Genomic DNA, 18,144 nt, shown 5'->3' with positions numbered 1-18,144 from the left:
TCGGGATAAATGATCATGACTGAGCGCAGCTTTACCACTATCGAAAATCACTGGATCACCCTCAAGGACGGCACGCGCCTCGCCGCGCGTATCTGGATGCCGGATGGCGCAGATAGCGATCCCGTGCCTGCCGTCTTCGAGTTCCTGCCCTATCGCAAACGCGATGGAACCAGCCCCCGCGACGAATCCACCTACCCGGTCTTCGCCACCGCCGGCGTTGCCGGCGTGCGTGTCGACATCAGAGGCTCCGGTGAATCCGACGGCATCATCGATGGCGAATATACCGAGCTTGAGCTTGCCAACGCCTGCGAGCTGATCGCCTGGATTGCCGCGCAGCCCTGGTCCAACGGCTCGGTCGGCATGATGGGCATCTCCTGGGGCGCTTCAATTGCCTGCAGGTTGCAGCTTTGAAGCCGCCGGCGCTGAAGGCCGTCATATCGATCGCCTCCACCGTCGACCGCTACAACGACGATATCCACTACAAGAACGGCTGCCACCTCTCTGCCCAGCTCTCCTGGGCTGCGACCATGCTGGCCTATCAGTCACGCGCGCCCGATCCGGCCATTGTCGGTGAGCGCTGGCGGGAGATGTGGCTGGAGCGCCTTGAGCAGGAACCCTTCTTCATGGAAGAATGGCTTGAGCACCAGCGCCGCGACGACTTCTGGCGACACGGCTCGATCTGCGAGAATTTCGCGGAGTTCGATATTCCGGCCATCGTCATCGCCGGCTGGGCGGACGGCTATCGCAATACGCCGCTATTGGCTGTCGAAGGCCTCGGCGACAAGGCGAAGGCATTGATCGGCCCCTGGGTTCACAAATATCCGCATTTCGCCTGGCCGAAGCCGCGCGCCGATTTCCACGGCGAGGCTATCGCCTGGTGGAACCGCTGGCTGCGCGGCGAGCAAAATGGCGCGGAAAACATGCCTTCGGTTCGCGCCTATATACTCGACGCCATCAAACCCGCAACACGCCGCGATTTCGATCCCGGTTTCTGGATCGCCAAGGAAGAATGGCAAAAGCCTGAAATGCAGTGCTTCTATGTCGAGCAGTTCGGCACGCTGATGGAAGGCATGCCGATCCCGCATGCGCCGGAGCATCCCGTCTACTTGCGCTCGCCACTCGACACAGGCACGGCCTCGGGCGAATGGTTCACGCTCAAGCCCGATGCGGAACTGGCGATCGACCAGCGTCTCGATGATGCCGGCTCTCTCACCTTCCAGACTGCGCCACTTGCCGCGGATCACGACTATCTCGGTCGCCCGGTCATCACGCTAACGCTGCGATGCGATGCCGACACCGCCAATCTCTGCGCGCGACTTGTCGATGTCCATCCGGACGGTACGGCAACCCGTGTCTCCTTCGGCGTGCTCAATCTCGCCCATCGCAACGGCAATGCCGAACCAGAGCCGTTGAGTAAGGGGGAACGAACCACAATCACGCTGACGCTCGATGCCTGCGGCTACCGTTTCCGCAAGGGCCATCGCATTCGCCTGTCCCTGTCGACGTCCTATTGGCCGATGGTGCTGCCACCTCCGGAAAATCCAGGCCTGACAATCGATCTGGCTTCCATCGGCCTTGGCCTGCCATTACTCGGCGAACATGACATCATCGATCTGAAGCAGCCTGATAATCCCGATCCGCTGCCGAAATACATCGAGCATGCGCCAGGATCGACGAAACGGCAGGTACTCCGCGACCTCTCAGCGGGGCGCACTCGCTATGAAATTCAAGAGGATACTGGCCTTTCTGAACATCCCGATACAGGTCTTTCAACGCGCCAGGCACGCGAAGAGGTCTGGTCCATTGCACCGGATGATCCGCTTTCGATGACGGGTATCTCGATCTGGACCTGCGACATGAAACGGCCGAACTGGTTCGTCCGCACCGTCGCAACATCGGCCATATCCTGCACGGCAACCGACTGGGTCGTCCGCGCCTCAGTAATCGCCTATGAAGGCGAGACGCAGGTCTTTGAGAAGATCTTCGAGGAGAAGCGTATCCCACGCGATCTGATGTAGATCATCGCGAGCCTGCAAACCGGCTTGCCGCCGCACATATGGCGGCAAAGCCGGCGCGGGCCCCCTCGCTCATATGCCTTGCCCGCAGCCAGGCGTGTACCATCTGCGGCTCCTCACGGAACCAGACCTCAACGCCCGCCTGCGCCAGCCGCGCCGCATAGTTGCGGCCGTCGTCACGCAGCGGATCGAAATGGGCAACCGTGATGAACGTGGGCGGAAGGCCGGCAACAGAAGGCAAGGCAAGCGGCTCGGCAACGGGATTGCCTGACGGAGCCCGCAAGACGCTGCGGTAATAGCTGACATCGGCTGTTGTCAGCCCGGGCGCCTCAGCCATTTCCAAATATGAGCCGGAAACGAGATCGCCGCCGAGTGCCGGATAGATCAGGATCTGGCCGACAATTCCCGAAAGGCCCTCGGCCTTGGCGCGAATGGCCAATCCGGCCGCCAGATTGCCGCCGGCGCTATCGCCGATCAACACAATCTCTTTGCCCTCCGCGAGCAATTGTCTGAGGACACTGAAACAATCATCCGTCTGTGCCGGCCATCGATGTTCCGGCGCAAGACGATAGTCGACCGAGACAAGTTCCGCTCCGACATGGTCGGCAATCTCGGCACAGATCGCATGATGGCTATCGAGCGAGCCGACGACGAAGCCGCCGCCGTGAAGATAAAGCAGGCAGGTCGCGGTGCGGATGTCGGCTGGATTATAACGCCTGACGGGAATTGCCCCCGCCACGAGTTCATCACCTATGCGTAAGCCATCCGGCAACGGCCGATCGAAGCGAGCGCATAGCGCATCATACCATTGACGCTGCTGCTCTATCGAGGCGGAGACGGCATCCGGTGGATAGAAGGAGTCGCCGATCTCCATGAACTGCAAGATGCCTGCTTCGGTCGGCATGGGACGCTGCGGAGAATCCATTCGAAATCCTCAATATTCGCGGGCCCATTAAATAGCATGGCTCCTATTCAAACGCATATCTGCCTGCGGCCGCAGTCGTTATCGTAACGACATTGTGGATTGGTGCCTCCACAAGCGCTCAAAAAATAAAGCTTCAGGTAGAGGATAGCACTATACACTTTCCGCTTCCGTGTCCGTTTTGCGCAGTAATTTCTACCAGGAAATGCAGAATTAGGAACACATTAAGCTTCCTAGAGCATTTACCCATGCAAAAAATACTTTTTGTCGGCAGTAAGATCATTCCTGGAATCAAGTCGCCCTATCGATTTTACATCGCCCAAAACGCATCAATTCACGTCATGGAATTAGGAGACTTTCATATGAAAGCCATGTCATTGAATTTCGGCCTCGAAGCAACCGCTGTACTTACCGCGATCGATAAGTCGATGGCCATCATCGAGTTTGATATGTCCGGGAAAATCCTGACGGCGAACGCCAATTTCTGCCGCGTTTTCGGATATGATCTGAAAGAAATCATCGGCCAGCATCATCGCATCTTCGTTGCGCCCGCGGAAGCGGCGGCGCCGGAGTATGCACAATTCTGGGCAAAGATGGCGCGAGGCGAATTCGACAGCCGCCAATACAGACGACTTGGCAAGGGCGGCAAAGAGATCTGGATAGAGGCCACATACAATCCGGTGCGCAGGGGTAAGAAATTCCATAAGGTCGTAAAGATCGCCGCCGATATCACCGCTGCCAAATTGAAGAGCATTGAGGACGCCGGCAAGCTCGACGCGCTGTCGCGCTCACAAGCCGTTATCGAATTTACACCGGATGGCCGCATCCTTGGCGCAAACGAGAACTTTCTGCAAACCTTGGGCTACGAGCTGTCGGAAATACAGGGCATGCACCACTCCCTGTTTTGCGACAAAGCCTATAGCGGCAGCAACGAATACCGCCAATTCTGGAACAGGCTCGCCCAGGGCGAATTCATTGCCGACGAGTTCATGCGCATCGGCAAAGGCGGCCGGAAAGTCTTCATCCAGGCATCGTACAATCCGATCTTCGACACGGATGGCAGGGTCTTCAAGGTCGTGAAATTTGCGACAGACGTGACCGGCCGCGTCAACAATGTCGAGGCGCTGGGTGGCGCGCTCGGACAGATGTCCGACGGCGATCTGACGCAGCATCTGGCAACACCGTTCATTCCCACACTTGAAAGGCTACGCACCGATTTCAATGGTGCGGTCGGCAAGCTGCATGCTGCCATGCAATCCGTAGCCCGTGCCGCTGGCACGATTTCCTCTGGCACCCAGAGGATTCACGAAGCATCCGACGATATCGCCAAGCGCTCCGAGCAGCAGGCGGCTTCGGTGGAAGAAACGGCCGCAGCGCTGGAAGAGATCACCACCACCGTTGCCGACTCCAGTCAAAACGCCGATGCTGCCGGCAAGCTTGTACGGGAAACTCGGGAAAGTGCGGCCCATTCTGCAACCGTGGTGCGTCGCGCGATCGATGCCATGGGTCGGATAGAGACCTCGTCCCAGGAGATCACCAATATCGTGGGCGTGATCGATGAAATAGCCTTCCAGACCAATCTGCTCGCCCTGAACGCTGGCATAGAAGCTGCGCGTGCTGGCGATGCCGGCAAGGGCTTTGCCGTTGTTGCCCAGGAGGTGCGTGAACTTGCGCAGAGGTCAGCGGTCGCCGCCAAGGAGATCAAGGATCTGATCGCGCTTTCGAGTGACAATGTGCAGAGCGGCGTGGCTCTGGTTATGGAAACCGGTTCTGCCCTTGCAACAATCGAGTCCCAGGTTCAAAGCGTCGATGGCAATGTCTCGATGATCGTGGGTGTGGCAAAGGAACAGGCGGTAACCCTTAAGGAAGTCAGCAGCGCTGTTGGCGTGCTGGATCGCGGTACGCAGCAAACGACGACCCTCGTGCAGGAATCAGCTGCGGCCGCACTTGTCCTCGCGGCCGAGGCTGAGAATTTGTTCGAGCTGCTGAGCTTGTTTCAGTTGGAACGCCCTTCAGCGAAACAGGCGCATTCTGACCTTGATGCCGCAGGAAGGTTGCCGCGAAGAGCAGTGGGATAACGCTCGGCTTCTTGCGCCTTCACCCGTTTCTGACGACGGGAATGTTACAGATCATTCCCCCTGATACTGCTCGTCCGTCACATGCTCCATCCAATCGACGACCTTGCCGTCGAGATGTTCGTGGATGGCAATATGCGTTACGGCCGTGGTTGGCGAAGCGCCATGCCAGTGCCTTTCGCCCGGCTCGAACCACACGACGTCGCCCGGGCGGATCTCTTCGATCGGGCCACCTTCGCGTTGGACTCGCCCGAAACCCGCGGTGACGATCAGCGTCTGGCCGCGCGGATGCGTATGCCACGCAGTCCGCGCGCCCGGTTCGAAGGTGACGCTGCTGGATGCGGCACGCCGTGCTTCGTTCTCTGCAAACAATGGGTCGATACGCACAGTGCCGGTAAACCAGTCCGAAGGGCCCTTGCCTGATGGTTGCGAGCCGTTCCTGTTGATATCCATGGTCCACTCCTTTGTTGGGATGGGCCGCATGCTGCGGCGGTGAACCTGTAATCTAGTTTATAAGCGCGCGCAGGATAGATGCCGAATGACGTTTGAAGCTATTTTTGAACAAGATGCCGACCTCGCCTCCGCCGGCATCAGCGATGGAGGCGAGTTGATGACATTTACGACGCCATCAGCGAGCGGATGCTTCGATCGGCCGATTGCAGAAGTTCGAATGCGGCATAGCGACGGTCGTGTTGCGTCTTGATAGGCCTATCCGCCGGAACAAACACTTCCGCCAGCCTCGACATCGCCGCCATCGCCTCGGTCAGGGAGCCGTAGCGCTTGCCTGCCGTGGCACCAAGCATGGCAGCGCCGAGAAGAACAGGTTCTTCGGTATCGGTGACGGCGACCGGTCTATTGGTCGTATCGGCCAGAAGCTGGCGCACAAGGCCACTCTGGGCGGCACCACCACTGGCGACAATGAGATCGCAGCCGATACTATCCTGCGCCAGTTTTTCCAGCAGCTGGCGCAGCCCATAGCCAATCCCACAGAGGCCGGCGACGTAGAGCGCAATCAGATCGTCTATCCCTGTTTCCAGTGCCAGACCGGAGATGACAGCACGCGCATCGGGGTCCGCATAGGGAGATCTGTTGCCCAGAAATTCCGGCACGACCTGAATGGATTTCGCGAGCGCAATCGCATCCGACGCATTATTGCAGGCCGCAGTCGCCTGTCGGTCGAGCCAGGCAACAAGAGAGAGCCCTTCGGCCTCGGCCTTAGCACGCGCTTCGGCTGCTGCCGGATGCATGGTGACGAGATGGTCAATGGCGGCTCCCGCTGCAGACTGCCCGCCCTCTGTCAACCACAGGCCGGGCACCATCGCCGAATAATAGGGACCCCAGACGCCATCGACGAAAACCGCCGTCTCGCTCGATGCCATTGAGCACGCCGAGGTGCCGAAGACATAAGCGAGCCTGTTCCTGATATCGGCGTTGCCGTCAGCATCCTGGCCGCCCAAAGTGCCGACACCGCCAGCATGGGCGTCGATCAGCGATGCGCCGACGGGCGTGCCGGCAATCAGACCCAAATCACGTGCGGCAGCTTCGCTCAACCCATCGCCCAAGGCGGCGCCAGGCTCGACGATTTCGGTGCCAATCCGCTCGAAACCTTCATCCGCCAGCTCGCCGAGGCCGATATCCCTGAAGTACCGAGCATCCCAACGCTTTTCATGGGCGAGATAGGTCCACTTGCAGGTCACCGTGCAGACCGACCTCTGCAAAGAGCCCGTGGCGCGCCATGTCAGATAATCGGCGAGGTCGAAGAAATGGTCAGCCGCTGCAAAGGATTGCGGCAGGTTTCGCTTGAGCCAGAGAAGTTTCGGGGTCTCCATCTCCGGCGAGATGCGGCCGCCGACATAGCGCAGCACGGCGTGATTGCCGGCATTGATTTCCTCGGCTTCGCCGGCGGAGCGATGATCCATCCAGACGATGATGTTGCGTGCGGGATCGCCCGAGGGGCCAACGGCGATGGGTGCGCCATCCGCCTTGATCGCCACCAGCGAGCACGTAGCATCAAAGCCGATGCCGGCAACGGCGGATGCCGCTATTCCAGCCGAAGCGACGGCTTCCTTGACGCTGTCGCAAACCGCTTTCCAGATCTGCTCGCTAGACTGCTCAACAATGCTGCCAGCCTCGTGCCAGGTGGTGATCACGCGCTTGGCCGATGCGAGCAAATGTCCGCTTGCATCGAAGACACCGGCGCGGGCGCTGCCTGTCCCGACGTCGATGCCGATGAAATAAGATGCCGTCATCAGAGGTCCGTACTCAATGGCAGGATCACCAGATCCCGAATGACAATGTTGCGCGGCCTCGATAGCATGAACAGCACAGCCTCCGCCACCTCGGATGCCTCCATCAGACCGCCTGCGGCAATCGCTTCATCCAGCTTTGCCTGCGGCCAATCGCTGATGAGTGCGGTCACCACCGGCCCCGGTGCAACGGCACCGACGCGGATGCCATGCTTGGCGACTTGACGGCGGACGGTGTGGACGAAGGCCTGAACGGCATGTTTCGACGCCGTGTAGATCGGCTCCCAGACCACCGGAACGAGACCGGCAATCGAGCTGGTCATGATGATGTCGCCGGTCTTCCTCGCGACCATGTGCGGCAGCACCATCCGCACCGAACGGAAGGCGGCGTTGATGTTGAGATCCAGCATCCGGTCCCAGGCGTCCGGATCGCCTTCCACCACTTCGCCGCCGATATAGGCGCCGGCATTGGCGTGGAAGATGTCGAGCTTGCTGAACTTCTCCAGGATCTGCGGCATCATGGTGGCGACGCTTGCAGGGTTCAGAAGATCGACGATGACCGGATGGGCATTCGGGCCCAGTTCGGCGCAGAGGCTTTTCAGAGTGTCTTCGGCCCTATCGACGAGGGCGACGCTCGCGCCCTCGTTCAAAAGCGATTTGGCACATTCCAGGCCAATCCCGGAGGCGGCCCCGGTGATGGCGGCGACTTTACCGGTAAAATCCTGTCTCATATCAATCCTTACCTTGTGATGAAATCAGCCGCGTCCATGGGAAGCGCGGGAACGGCGGGCCAGTGAGTCGACGATGACGGCAATGGCAAGAACTGCGCCGGTGATCATGTAACGAAGCGCCGATGACAGATCGAGCATGGTCAGGCCGCTGGCGATCGACTGGATCACGATGATGCCAAGCAGCGCCGAATAGGCATTGCCACGACCACCGAACAGGCTTGTACCGCCGATGACGGCTGCGGCGATCGCATTCAGGTTGACGTCGCCGGTGCCGGCCTGCTGGCTGGCAGATGCCAGCGTGCCGCCGCCAGCACGCCGCCGAGGGCAGCAAACATGGCGCAGAGCACGAAGGCGCTTGTGTAGATCATCCGCACATTGATGCCGGCGCGCCGCGCAGCTTCCCGGTTGCCACCGACCGCAGACATGGACCGGCCCCATTGGGTGCGCGTCAGCGCATAGTCCATGACGATGACCAGCACCACGAACAGGGCGAACATCCACGGAATGCCGCGATCCTGATTGAGATAGAAGGCGACGAATTCCAGCGCGACCGTGATGGCGACAGCCTTCGCAATGAGGCCGCCGACCGAAGGGGTCGACAGGTTTGCCTGCCGGCGGCGGCGAACCATGCTGAAGCCGGCAAACAACATCACCGCGCCGGGAACGAGCGCGAGCAGATAGGCAAGCGGGCGCGGAATGACCAGGAGTTGGCCGAAGTTCACGAGCCCCGAACCATAAGGCAGATTGATGGAGCCGGTAGCGCCGAGCAGATAGAGCTGCATACCGAGCACCGCCAGAAGTCCCGCCAGAGTCGAAACGAAGCTCGGCATGCCCAGGCGGTTAAAGAGCAAGGCGTAGATGATGCCGATCACGCCGCCGAAGACGAGCGCGGCCAGAATGGCGAGAGCGACAGGCCAACCTTCATTGACCCAGAGCATGCCGACCATGGCCGAAGCAAAGCCGCTGATCGAGCCCACTGACAGATCGATTTCGCCGACCATCAGTACGCAGACGATGCCGAGCGAGATGATGCCGACCGTCGAGGCGTCGAACAGCAGATTGGCGAGATTGCTGCTGGAGAGGAATGTCGGATTGAGAGTGCCGAACACCGTCCAGATGATGACGAGGCCGACGACGACGGGCAATGAGCCGAGATCGCCTGATCGTACCTTGTCGATGGATGAGCGGATCGTTGCGACGATACCCGTTGCGTGGCTGACCCGAACGTCGCTGCGGTCGAGCAACACAGTCGGCTGCTTCGTGTCCTGGTTCATGGCTGGCCCCCATCTCTTTGTTCCTGTTGAGCCTGACGCCGCCCGGCGCGGCGCGACACGGAGTTTTCCGTGGCACCGGTGATGGCGCTGACAAGCTCCTGATTTGACGTGTCGGGATAGAAGATCCCGTTGTTGCGGCCAAGGCGCAACACGACGATGCGGTCGGCAACGGCGCGCACGTCTTCCATATTGTGGCTGATCATGATCACGCCGAGACCCCTGTCTCGGACGCGCTCGATGAGGTTCAGTACCTCTGCAGTCTGGGCCACGCCGAGTGCTGCTGTCGGTTCATCCAGCATGATCAGTTTCGGCTCAAGCAGCAGCGAACGGGCGATCGCCACCGTCTGCCGCTGGCCGCCGGAAAGCGAGGCGATCGGGATGCGTACGCTCGGGATGCGGGCGGCAAGCTCATTGAGCAAAGTCCAGGCGCGCACTTCCATGGCCGTTTCATCGAGCTTCAGCGGGCTGAGCTCCCGACCGAGAAAGATGTTGGCGACCACATCGAGGTTTTCGCACAGCGCCAGATCCTGAAAGACGGTGGCGATGCCGAGATCAAGCGCTGTGGCGGGATCGCTGAGCGTGACCGGCTTGCCTGCGAATGTAATCGTGCCGGCACTCGGCTGGTGGACGCCGGCCAAAACCTTGACGAGCGTCGATTTGCCGGCACCGTTGTCGCCGACAAGCGCCACGACTTCGCCGGCATGCACATCGAGGTTGATATCCGTCAGTGCCGAGACGGCGCCGAAGTGCTTGGAGACGCCTCGCAGGCTGAGCACAGGTTCGCCTGTGGGGCTTCTTTGATCGGAAGCGTCAATCATGGTTCGCCACCCTCTCGGTTTGAGATGCAATGAGATCTGGTTTGTTTCCGGCCGCCGAAGCGGCCGGAGCATATGGATATGCTGTGATCAGCCGCCGATACCGAGCTTCTTGCAGCCTTCAGCATAACGATCGGTGCAGAGCTGGGCCGGTGTCTGGATTGGCTTGCCGGCGACGGTCTTGTCGATGATCTCAGCCTTGAGATTGTCTGATGTGACCAGCGCCGGCGTGAAGAGCTTCGTCGGCGTATCGAAGAGTTTCGTATCCGCCTTCGGGGTCTCACCTGACAGTAATTCTATCGCGACGTTCGCGGCGGCAGCGGCGACGATCTCGCTCGGTTTGGAGATCGTGTTGTACTGGTCGCCGGAGATGATGAGCTGCAAGCCGGCGATCGTAGCGTCATTGCCTGTCACCGGCGGCACCGGATCGAAGCCGGCCGCCTTGAAGGCCGCCACGGCTGCGCCGCCTGTACCGTCATTGGCGGCAACCACGCCGAGGATCTTCTTGCCGAAGCGAGTGATCTGACCGCTTGCCCATTGCTGTGCCTTCGGCGGCGCCCAATCCGGCGTGTCGAATTCCGCCAGCACGGGATAACCGCCCTCGGCGAGACCGGCATGGATACCCTTCTTGATGAGGCCTGCGGCGGCATCGGTCGGCGAACCGTTGATCTCGAGCAGGCCGCCATCTCCGGCCTTCACGTTCTTGGCCTTCAGATGATCGACCAGCGACTTCGCGATCATCTTGCCGATCTCTTCATTGTTGAAGGACACGTAGTAATCGGCCGCAGCCGACGGGATCGGGCGGTCATAAGCGATGACGCGAACGCCCTGGCTTTGCGCCATTTTCACTAGCGAGGCCGCTGCGGTGGAATCGACCGGGTCGAGCACGATGGCCTTGGCGCCCTGCGAGATCGCCGAGTTGAACTGCTGCTGCTGGCGCGAAGCATCACCATTGGCGTTCTGATAGATGACCTTGCAGCCGGCGCAGAGCTTCTTCATCTCCGCCTGGAAGCCAGGGAAATCATGCTCTTCATAGCGCGTAGAGCTCTGGTCGGGCATCAGGAAGGCAACGGTTGCGTCCGTCACCTTGGCGGATTGCGCGAAAGCGGAAGTGCCGCTCATAAGACCGACTGCGAGCGCGGCTGCGCCGGCAATTTTCAGTGCGAAATGGTTCATTGGAAATTCTCCGTTCCAAATGGTAATGGTTTCCCTCGATCATCACGGCTGTCTGCGCGCGATGCTCTTGTTTGGCGTCCGCTCCGACGATCATCCGACCGAGGCGACGGCTATTTTTCGGACAAGCGGTCTCCTTCGGGCGACAGAGGTGCCCGTTCGCTTGGCCGGAATTGTTGTCTTTCCTCCCCTTCCTCCTTCGGTTAAGCGGCCTCCACCGCGCGTGCATGCTGTGCCAATAGTGATCTGAACCGCGAGGGCGCCATGCCCTTCTGATCCAGAAAACGGCGATTGAAATTCGAGATATTGTTGAAACCGGCGGCAAAGCAGATGTCGGTGATCGACATGTCGGCCTTGCTCATCAGCAGATGGCAGGCAAAGTTGACCCGCAGGCGGTTGACATATTGCACCAGCGCCATGCCGGTATGGCGGCGAAAGCTGCGCGAAAAGGCGCTCGGGCTCTGGCCGGTCAACTCGGCAAGATCGCATTCGCTGAAAGGTTCGGTCAGATGCGCATTGATATAGGACAGCGCCTGATTGACGCCCGCTGACATGAAGCCGGAAGGGTCCGGCTGATAGCCGGCGCTCGCAAGCGAGCGAGTGCCCTCGGCGCTACTCATCGCGTCGAGTATATTCATGAAAAGCTCGATGCGCCGGATGCCCGATGCCTGGACCAGCTCGCCAAGGATGGGGCCGACGACAGCCGCAGTCTCGGGCGTGAAAAGCGCGCCGCGGCGGCTGGTCTCCAGCATCTCGGCGCAGGCCGATAATTCCGGGAAGATCTTGCTGGCATCGGCAAAGAAGGATTCGGAAAATTGCAGGACACGGCAGCGCAAGGGAAGCGTCACGCCGGCCGGAACGTTGCTCACCCAGTTATGCGGCAGGTTCGGCCCGGTCAGGATCAGATTGCCGGGTTCGAACTCGCCGATGAAATCGCCAATGAAATATTGGCCTGTCGTGGCAACGACGTGATGGATTTCGTATTCGGGATGAAAATGCCAGCGGACCGTTCGGTAGGGATAGCCATGCTCCCAGGCCTTGAAGGACTCGCCACTGCCGATCGCCACAACTTCCAAATCAGGGTTCATCAGCCAGCCTCCTTTCGTCCGTCCGCACGCTACCAAGGCTGCGGCGCCTCCTCCCAGAGGCTATCACGTCTTCTATGAGGTCAAATCTACGCCTTGCGGCAACCTGCCGCTACTACGCCTTGTACGCTCGGTCGATACTTTTTTGACATGAAGGGCGGCTTATTTGGTCGAATGTGCAGTGCGGCATGGGCACTGCGATGCCGCAGCTTTGATATCCGGCGCGGAGCGCAGAGATTTCTGCGCCGAGCCAAAAGGACCAACGGCCGGTGTGCCGCTGGCCTGCCGGCAGCCACGGCCTTCTGGTTTCGTTATTTCTTCTTCCCTTGATCGTGATGCCACTTGATGGCGAAGTACATGCCGGTGCCTAGCACGACAACCTTGAACACAATGAAGACTATAGGGAACCAATCCACCATTTTGAATATTTCCAGGCTATGACTTGAGACTATCTATCGTGAGGGGCAGCGGCTCGAAACATCGTCGAATCCAACTTCCCTCATGGAATTCCCATCCCCGCAGACCTTAGTTCGCTGAATGCGGCGTCTCGGTTTCCGGCAGGTGGACGAGTTTGCCCTCTTCGGCCTTGTAGAAATACTGGCTTGCGACCAGCCAGCCCTTGAGCGGCCGCAATGGTGGAATGCAGGTCGCCAGCATGAATGGCCCGGTCAGAACGAAATGGACCCAGATCGGCGCGGAAAAGGCTACTTCGAGCCACACACCGAGGAGCACGCTTGGAATGCAGGCAAAGCAGATCACGAAGAAAGCCGGCCCGTCTGCAGGATCGGCAAAGGAATAATCCAGACCGCAGGCTTCGCATTCCTTGCGCAGGGTAAGAAAACCATCAAAGAGACGCCCCTGACCGCAACGTGGGCAACGACATCTCAAACCGGTCTGGAGAGGGCTCAGCGGCGGATATTCGGTATCCATAACAATCTCGCTTTCAAATGAGGTCATTGATGCGATGCATTCAATAGCCGTATTGATTACATTCAATATAGATACATTGAATGTAAGATGCGAGTCCATTCGTCAGAATGACGCAGCCTACTACGAAGACTCAGGCGGCAAAATCGCGCTGAACCGAAGTCCATTCATTGCGCATTCAATTTGTGCGCGGCGATGACTTATTCAGATCAGAAGAAGGAAGCTGCCATTTCCGGCGGACCTTCAAGGGCATGCGCCATGAAGTCCAACGCCACTTTCAGCCTGTCACGGCCGATCGGACCACCGAGGCAGACGCGCACTGCCTCCGGGGCCGATCCTGTAATCGTAAAAGCATCACTTGCTACAACGCCGATACCGGAATTGCGCATATGACTGCCAAAGGTCGAACGCGTCCAGCCTTTGGTCAAAGGCAGCCAGATGTTGAAGCTGAGCGGATCGGACCGGTAGCTGCCGGGCGGAAATATGCTTGCCACCATGTCCTGACGGGCGGCGGCTTCCGCGCGGATGAAGCGCAGAATACCATCGGCCGTGCCATCCTCGATCCAGCGGGTCGCCAGCGCCATATTGAGCGGCGAGGCCATGACATTGCCGGTGCGCATGGCGCTGACGAACGGCCACACCGATTTGGTATCGGGCACGACGACATAGGCAAGCCGAAGTCCGGCTCCGATGCATTTTGCAAGCCCGCCGATATGCCAGGTCAAATCCGGTGCAATTGCAGCAAAGGGCAGCGGTCCCTGCAAGGGAATAAAGCCATAGGCATCGTCTTCTATGATCGGCACCCGATGTCGGCGGGCAACGGCGACAATCTCCGCGCGGCGCTTCTCGGGAATGGTCAGAGTCAGCGGGTTTTGCAGTGTCGGATTGAGATAGAGCGCCTTCGGCCGCAGCCCTTTACAGGCTTCTTCAAAAGCTTCCGGCAAAATGCCGTTCTCATCCATCGCCAGACCGGCAAGGTTCAGGCGAAGCTGGGCAGCGATCGAGCGCATGCCAGCATAGGTGATATCTTCGCAAAGCACCACCTCGCCGGGCTTTGCAAGCATGCCTGAGATCGCAAGCAGGGTCGGATGAGCGCCCGGCGTGACGAAAATGCGCTCCTGTGGCGGCGCCACTCCACGGCGGCCGAGCCAGGTGGCGGCAGCCTCCTTGTCCATCTCCGAGCCGCCGAAATCCTGATAGCGCAGCAACGATGTGAGATTGGCGGCTACCGCGGACATTCCCTCATGCATGCGCGCAACAAGGTCCGGATCAGTGAGATCAGGCGGCAAGTTCATCGAAAAATCGACCGCAGCAGCGCGACGCGGATCGGCAGCCATATCAAGAGAGAAGCCTCGACGCTCCCTGCCCGTGCCGCCGGCGACGAAGGTGCCGCGACCGACATGCGAGTCCACCAGCCCTCGCTTCTGTGCCTCGACATAGCCGCGGGCGACAGTCGTGAAATCGATATTCAGGCGCTTGGCCAGTTCGCGCTGCGGCGGCAGCCTGTCGCCCGCAGCCAGGACGCCGCTGCGCAAATCAATCTCGATCAGATCGGCGATGGCCATATAGCGCGGGTTTGTGGAGCGGCTGAGATCAGGGTGCCAATTCTTCATGTCTGCGCTCCGAAATCTGGTTCGGATGGGAACCGGCCCAACCGATATTGATGGTACATTGTTGCATAACACATACGTTATGTAAAAATGGCGACCGTCTTTCGATAGCAGAATGACCAAATGTCGCAGCGCTGTATCCAGATCCGGCTTCGAGAAGACGAAGCCAGGATTGAATGCATCGTGATCTACATTGAATGTATGTCCACAACGGACACGAAACAGCACGCCGACTAGACCGGCGTGCCGTGTTTCCAAGTGAAGCCATCGTCAGGCGTTGGCCTGACGATCATTGCCCCTGCATGTCGGAGGCTTTCTCTTTTGCTCTATCATCGACGAGCTCGTACCACATGGCGTTGAGGACGGCGAAGGCGGCGGCAAGGGGAAAGCCGAGGAGCCAGGCGAAGTACCACATGCGAAATCTCCTTGAAATCAGTAGGCGTGACCGCCCTTGTCGTTGACGGTCTTCGCGTCGACCTTGCCCCACAGCACGCGGTAGACCCAGGCGGTGTAGGCCAGGATTATCGGCAGGAAGATGATCGTGACGACAAGCATGATGAACAGCGTCATGTGGCTCGACGAAGAGTCCCAAACCGTCAGGCTGGATCGTGGATCGAGCGATGATGGCAAGAGGAAGGGGAACATCGACAAGCCAACTGTCGAGATGATGCCGAAGATCGCAAGCTTGCTGAACAGCAGCACCGTCACTTCGCGCCGGCCGAGCAGCGCAAGCAGGGCGGCAGCCGCGCCGACAAAGCCAAGGACCGGGGCAACGATCATCCAGGGATGCGCGCTGTAATTGGCAAGCCAGGCTCCCGGACTATGCTCGGCGGTTTTGAGCAGCGGGTTGGACGGTCCGGTCGCGTCGATGACGCTGGAGATGCGATAGCCGTCGACCCCCATCCAGAGAAACACGCCGCCCAGCGCAAAGAGCACGATCACCGCCAAGGCAGCGATACTGCCATAAAGGCGAGCACGTTCCGCGACGACACCATCCGTCTTGACCCGGAGCCAGGCAGCGCCATGCATGACCAACATAGCGACGGACAGAACACCACAGAGGAGAGCATAGGGGTTGAGAAGCGCAAAGAAGGACCCTTCGTAATAGATCCGCATGTCGTCATCGAATCTGAAGGGAACCCCCTGGAGAACGTTGCCGACGGCAACGCCGAAGATCAGCGAGGGAACGAAGCCGCCGACGAACAATGCCCAGTCCCAGCCGGTTTTCCATGCGGCACTATCCCGCTTCGACCGATACTTGAAGGCGACCGGCCGCAGGATCAGAGCAAACAGGATGGCAAACATGGCGAGATAGAAGCCGGAGAAGGATACCGCGTAGAGCGGCGGCCAGGCGGCGAAAATGGCGCCGCCGCCAAGGATCAGCCAGACCTGGTTGCCTTCCCAGGTCGGGCCGATCGAGTTGATGGCAATGCGCCGCTCCGTATCCGTCCTTGCGACGAATGGGAGAAGCGTGCCGACGCCAAGGTCGAAACCATCGGTGACAGCAAAGCCGATCAGCAGCACGCCGAGAAGCAGCCACCAGATAATGCGCAGGGTCTCGTAGTCGATCAATTCATGCAGGATCATGGCGGTCACTCCGCAGCCGGAACGAGGTTTTCGGAAATCAGCTTGGCCTCCGGTTTATCGTCCGGATCGGGGCCTTTGCGGATCGCCTTGATCATCAGCGTCATCTCGATGACGATGAGGGCGGTATAAAGCGCGGCAAAGCCGAGAATGGTCAGAAGCACGGTGCCGGCGCCGAGATTGGAGACCGCAGCCGCCGTCGGCAGCACGCCTTCGATGATCCACGGCTGGCGGCCGAATTCGGCAACCACCCAACCCAGTTCGATGGCGACCCAGGGCAGCGGAATGGCGAAGACCGCGACCCTCAACAGGAGCGGATATCGATCAAGCTTACGCCGTGCCGACAGCCAGAAGAAGACCGCCGTCAGCAGGATGAAGAACATGCCGAGCCCGACCATGATGCGGAAGGACCAGAACAGCGTTGGCACATGCGGAATGGTATCGCGTGCCGCCTGCGCAATCTGCTCCTCGGTCGCCTGGCGCGGGTCGTTGACATAGCGCTTGAGCAAGAGCGCGTAGCCGAGCTGATGACCGATATCCTCAAAGGAGGAGCGCGCCTCGGTGATAGCGACATCCTGCGTGGTTTCGCCCGCAGTTGCCGGCTTTGCGGCGCGGATCTTCATCAGCGCGTCATAGGCCTTGATGCCCTGGCGAATATTGTCCTTGGCCTCGGCCTCGAGCTTGTCGATACCGGGAATTTCCGTCGTCAGCGAGCGGGTGCCGATCAGGCCCATGACCCAGGGGATGTGCACGGCGTAATGCGTCTCGCGCGCCTCCTGATCCGGAAAGCCGAAGGCGGTGAAGGCGGCCGGCGCCGGCTCGGTCGTCCACATGCCTTCGATCGCCGCGAGCTTCATCTTCTGATGCTCCGTCGTCAGATAGCCGCTCTCGTCACCGAGCACGACCACCGAAAGCGCCGAAGCCAGACCAAAGGATGCCGCGACCGTCATCGACCGTTTCGCCAGTTCGACGCTGCGGCCCTTCAAGAGATACCAGGCGGAGACGCCGAGTACGAAAACGGAGGCACAGACGTAGCCGGCCGAAACCGTGTGGACGAATTTCGCCTGCGCCACGGGGTTGAAGACGACATCGAAGAAACTGGTGATCTCCATGCGCATGGTCTGCGGGTTGAGCGCCGACCCCACAGGGTTTTGCATCCAGCCATTGGCGATCAGGATCCATAGAGCCGAGAAGTTCGAGCCGAGCGCGACGGCCCAAGTGGCGACGAGATGCCCGACCTTGGAGAGCTTGTCCCAGCCGAAGAAGAACAGGCCGACGAAGGTCGCCTCGAGGAAGAAAGCCATCAGGCCTTCGATCGCCAGCGGCGCTCCGAAAATATCGCCGACATAATAGCTGTAATAGCTCCAGTTCATGCCGAACTGGAATTCCATCACGATGCCGGTGGCGACGCCGAGTACGAAATTGATGCCGAAGAGCGTTCCCCAAAACTTCGTCATCTGCCGCCAGATCTGACGGCCGGTCATCACATAGGTCGTCTCCATGATGGCAAGCAGCACGGAAAGGCCGAGCGTCAGCGGCACGAACAAGAAGTGATACAACGCCGTCATGGCAAACTGCAGGCGCGATAGCGCCACGATATCAAGTTCCATAGTCTTTCTCCCACCCCCTACGGTGTGTCTGACAGGAATGCGGCGCCATTCGACGCGCCGCGGGCATGTTGTCTGCT

General features: G+C 59.7%; 13 protein-coding genes and 2 pseudogenes. 2 read left to right on the top strand and 13 right to left on the bottom strand.

Features of this window, described 5'->3' with window-relative positions; translation table 11 throughout:
- Window positions 1-15 precede the first annotated feature (15 nt).
- Window positions 16-2,018, top strand: a pseudogene (locus tag BSK43_RS28845) (CocE/NonD family hydrolase).
- Between the two features lies 1 nt (window position 2,019).
- On the opposite strand, the gene BSK43_RS28840 reads toward BSK43_RS28845, so the two are convergent.
- Window positions 2,020-2,940 carry an alpha/beta hydrolase gene (locus BSK43_RS28840; protein ID WP_077468151.1) on the bottom strand — a complete coding sequence of 307 codons (921 nt, stop codon included), beginning with the start codon at window positions 2,938-2,940 and terminating at the stop codon, window positions 2,020-2,022.
- A gap of 359 nt (window positions 2,941-3,299) precedes the next feature.
- Between BSK43_RS28840 and BSK43_RS28835 the strand changes: the two genes are divergently transcribed.
- On the top strand, window positions 3,300-5,015 hold the full coding sequence (locus BSK43_RS28835; protein WP_077468150.1) for a PAS domain-containing methyl-accepting chemotaxis protein: 1,716 nt from the start codon (window positions 3,300-3,302) through the stop codon (window positions 5,013-5,015).
- A 51-nt stretch (window positions 5,016-5,066) separates the two neighbouring features.
- On the opposite strand, the gene BSK43_RS28830 is transcribed toward BSK43_RS28835, so the two are convergent.
- The 12 genes and pseudogenes from BSK43_RS28830 to BSK43_RS28775 all read right to left on the bottom strand — a co-directional run bounded on the left by BSK43_RS28830 (window position 5,067) and on the right by BSK43_RS28775 (window position 18,067).
- Window positions 5,067-5,465 carry a cupin domain-containing protein gene (locus tag BSK43_RS28830; protein ID WP_077468149.1) on the bottom strand — a complete coding sequence of 133 codons (399 nt, stop codon included), beginning with the start codon at window positions 5,463-5,465 and terminating at the stop codon, window positions 5,067-5,069.
- A 164-nt stretch (window positions 5,466-5,629) separates the two neighbouring features.
- Window positions 5,630-7,261 (bottom strand): FGGY-family carbohydrate kinase, encoded by a 1,632-nt coding sequence (locus BSK43_RS28825; protein ID WP_077468148.1) that lies wholly within the window; start codon window positions 7,259-7,261, stop codon window positions 5,630-5,632.
- Window positions 7,261-7,989 carry an SDR family oxidoreductase gene (locus BSK43_RS28820; protein ID WP_077468147.1) on the bottom strand — a complete coding sequence of 243 codons (729 nt, stop codon included), beginning with the start codon at window positions 7,987-7,989 and terminating at the stop codon, window positions 7,261-7,263. Before BSK43_RS28820 ends, BSK43_RS28825 begins: the two co-directional genes overlap by 1 nt.
- Before the next feature lie 24 nt (window positions 7,990-8,013).
- Window positions 8,014-9,263 (bottom strand): annotated as a pseudogene (locus BSK43_RS28815) (sugar ABC transporter permease).
- The gene (locus BSK43_RS28810; protein ID WP_077468145.1) at window positions 9,260-10,081 is read right to left on the bottom strand and encodes an ATP-binding cassette domain-containing protein; all 822 of its coding nucleotides are present in this window, start codon (window positions 10,079-10,081) and stop codon (window positions 9,260-9,262) included. The pseudogene BSK43_RS28815 and the gene BSK43_RS28810 overlap by 4 nt, the downstream one beginning before the upstream one ends.
- A gap of 87 nt (window positions 10,082-10,168) precedes the next feature.
- The gene (locus tag BSK43_RS28805; RefSeq protein ID WP_068392768.1) at window positions 10,169-11,254 is read right to left on the bottom strand and encodes a sugar ABC transporter substrate-binding protein; all 1,086 of its coding nucleotides are present in this window, start codon (window positions 11,252-11,254) and stop codon (window positions 10,169-10,171) included.
- Between the two features lie 200 nt (window positions 11,255-11,454).
- Complete coding sequence (locus BSK43_RS28800; protein ID WP_068392770.1) at window positions 11,455-12,339, bottom strand: AraC family transcriptional regulator; 885 nt, start codon at window positions 12,337-12,339, stop codon at window positions 11,455-11,457.
- A 522-nt stretch (window positions 12,340-12,861) separates the two neighbouring features.
- Entirely contained in the window at window positions 12,862-13,266 is a 405-nt protein-coding gene (locus BSK43_RS28795) for a DUF983 domain-containing protein (RefSeq protein ID WP_077468144.1), read from the bottom strand.
- Between the two features lie 206 nt (window positions 13,267-13,472).
- On the bottom strand, window positions 13,473-14,876 hold the full coding sequence (locus BSK43_RS28790; RefSeq protein WP_077468143.1) for a PLP-dependent aminotransferase family protein: 1,404 nt from the start codon (window positions 14,874-14,876) through the stop codon (window positions 13,473-13,475).
- Window positions 14,877-15,162: 286 nt separating this feature from the next.
- The gene (cydX, locus tag BSK43_RS28785; RefSeq protein WP_077468142.1) at window positions 15,163-15,288 is read right to left on the bottom strand and encodes a cytochrome bd-I oxidase subunit CydX; all 126 of its coding nucleotides are present in this window, start codon (window positions 15,286-15,288) and stop codon (window positions 15,163-15,165) included.
- Between the two features lie 17 nt (window positions 15,289-15,305).
- Entirely contained in the window at window positions 15,306-16,460 is a 1,155-nt protein-coding gene (gene cydB, locus BSK43_RS28780; protein ID WP_077468141.1) for a cytochrome d ubiquinol oxidase subunit II, read from the bottom strand.
- 5 nt (window positions 16,461-16,465) lie between these two features.
- Window positions 16,466-18,067, bottom strand: a complete 1,602-nt coding sequence (locus tag BSK43_RS28775; RefSeq protein WP_077468140.1) for a cytochrome ubiquinol oxidase subunit I — start codon at window positions 18,065-18,067, stop codon at window positions 16,466-16,468.
- Between the last annotated feature and the right edge of the window lie 77 nt (window positions 18,068-18,144).

This window comes from Rhizobium sp. P44RR-XXIV (assembly GCF_001999485.2).
GTDB lineage: Bacteria > Pseudomonadota > Alphaproteobacteria > Rhizobiales > Rhizobiaceae > Rhizobium.
Note: the sequence above shows the minus strand (reverse complement) of the source record. Positions and strands in the feature narration are given on the sequence as shown.

Excerpts from the sequence above, each read along its gene's own strand:
- BSK43_RS28840 (WP_077468151.1), bottom strand. The coding sequence starts at position 2,940 with ATGGATTCTCCGCAGCGTCCCATGCCGACCGAAGCAGGCATCTTGCAG.
- BSK43_RS28835 (WP_077468150.1), top strand. The coding sequence starts at position 3,300 with ATGAAAGCCATGTCATTGAATTTCGGCCTCGAAGCAACCGCTGTACTT.
- BSK43_RS28830 (WP_077468149.1), bottom strand. The coding sequence starts at position 5,465 with ATGGATATCAACAGGAACGGCTCGCAACCATCAGGCAAGGGCCCTTCG.
- BSK43_RS28825 (WP_077468148.1), bottom strand. The coding sequence starts at position 7,261 with ATGACGGCATCTTATTTCATCGGCATCGACGTCGGGACAGGCAGCGCC.
- BSK43_RS28820 (WP_077468147.1), bottom strand. The coding sequence starts at position 7,989 with ATGAGACAGGATTTTACCGGTAAAGTCGCCGCCATCACCGGGGCCGCC.
- BSK43_RS28810 (WP_077468145.1), bottom strand. The coding sequence starts at position 10,081 with ATGATTGACGCTTCCGATCAAAGAAGCCCCACAGGCGAACCTGTGCTC.
- BSK43_RS28805 (WP_068392768.1), bottom strand. The coding sequence starts at position 11,254 with ATGAACCATTTCGCACTGAAAATTGCCGGCGCAGCCGCGCTCGCAGTC.
- BSK43_RS28800 (WP_068392770.1), bottom strand. The coding sequence starts at position 12,339 with ATGAACCCTGATTTGGAAGTTGTGGCGATCGGCAGTGGCGAGTCCTTC.
- BSK43_RS28795 (WP_077468144.1), bottom strand. The coding sequence starts at position 13,266 with ATGGATACCGAATATCCGCCGCTGAGCCCTCTCCAGACCGGTTTGAGA.
- BSK43_RS28790 (WP_077468143.1), bottom strand. The coding sequence starts at position 14,876 with ATGAAGAATTGGCACCCTGATCTCAGCCGCTCCACAAACCCGCGCTAT.
- cydX (WP_077468142.1), bottom strand. The coding sequence starts at position 15,288 with ATGTGGTACTTCGCCTGGCTCCTCGGCTTTCCCCTTGCCGCCGCCTTC.
- cydB (WP_077468141.1), bottom strand. The coding sequence starts at position 16,460 with ATGATCCTGCATGAATTGATCGACTACGAGACCCTGCGCATTATCTGG.
- BSK43_RS28775 (WP_077468140.1), bottom strand. The coding sequence starts at position 18,067 with ATGGAACTTGATATCGTGGCGCTATCGCGCCTGCAGTTTGCCATGACG.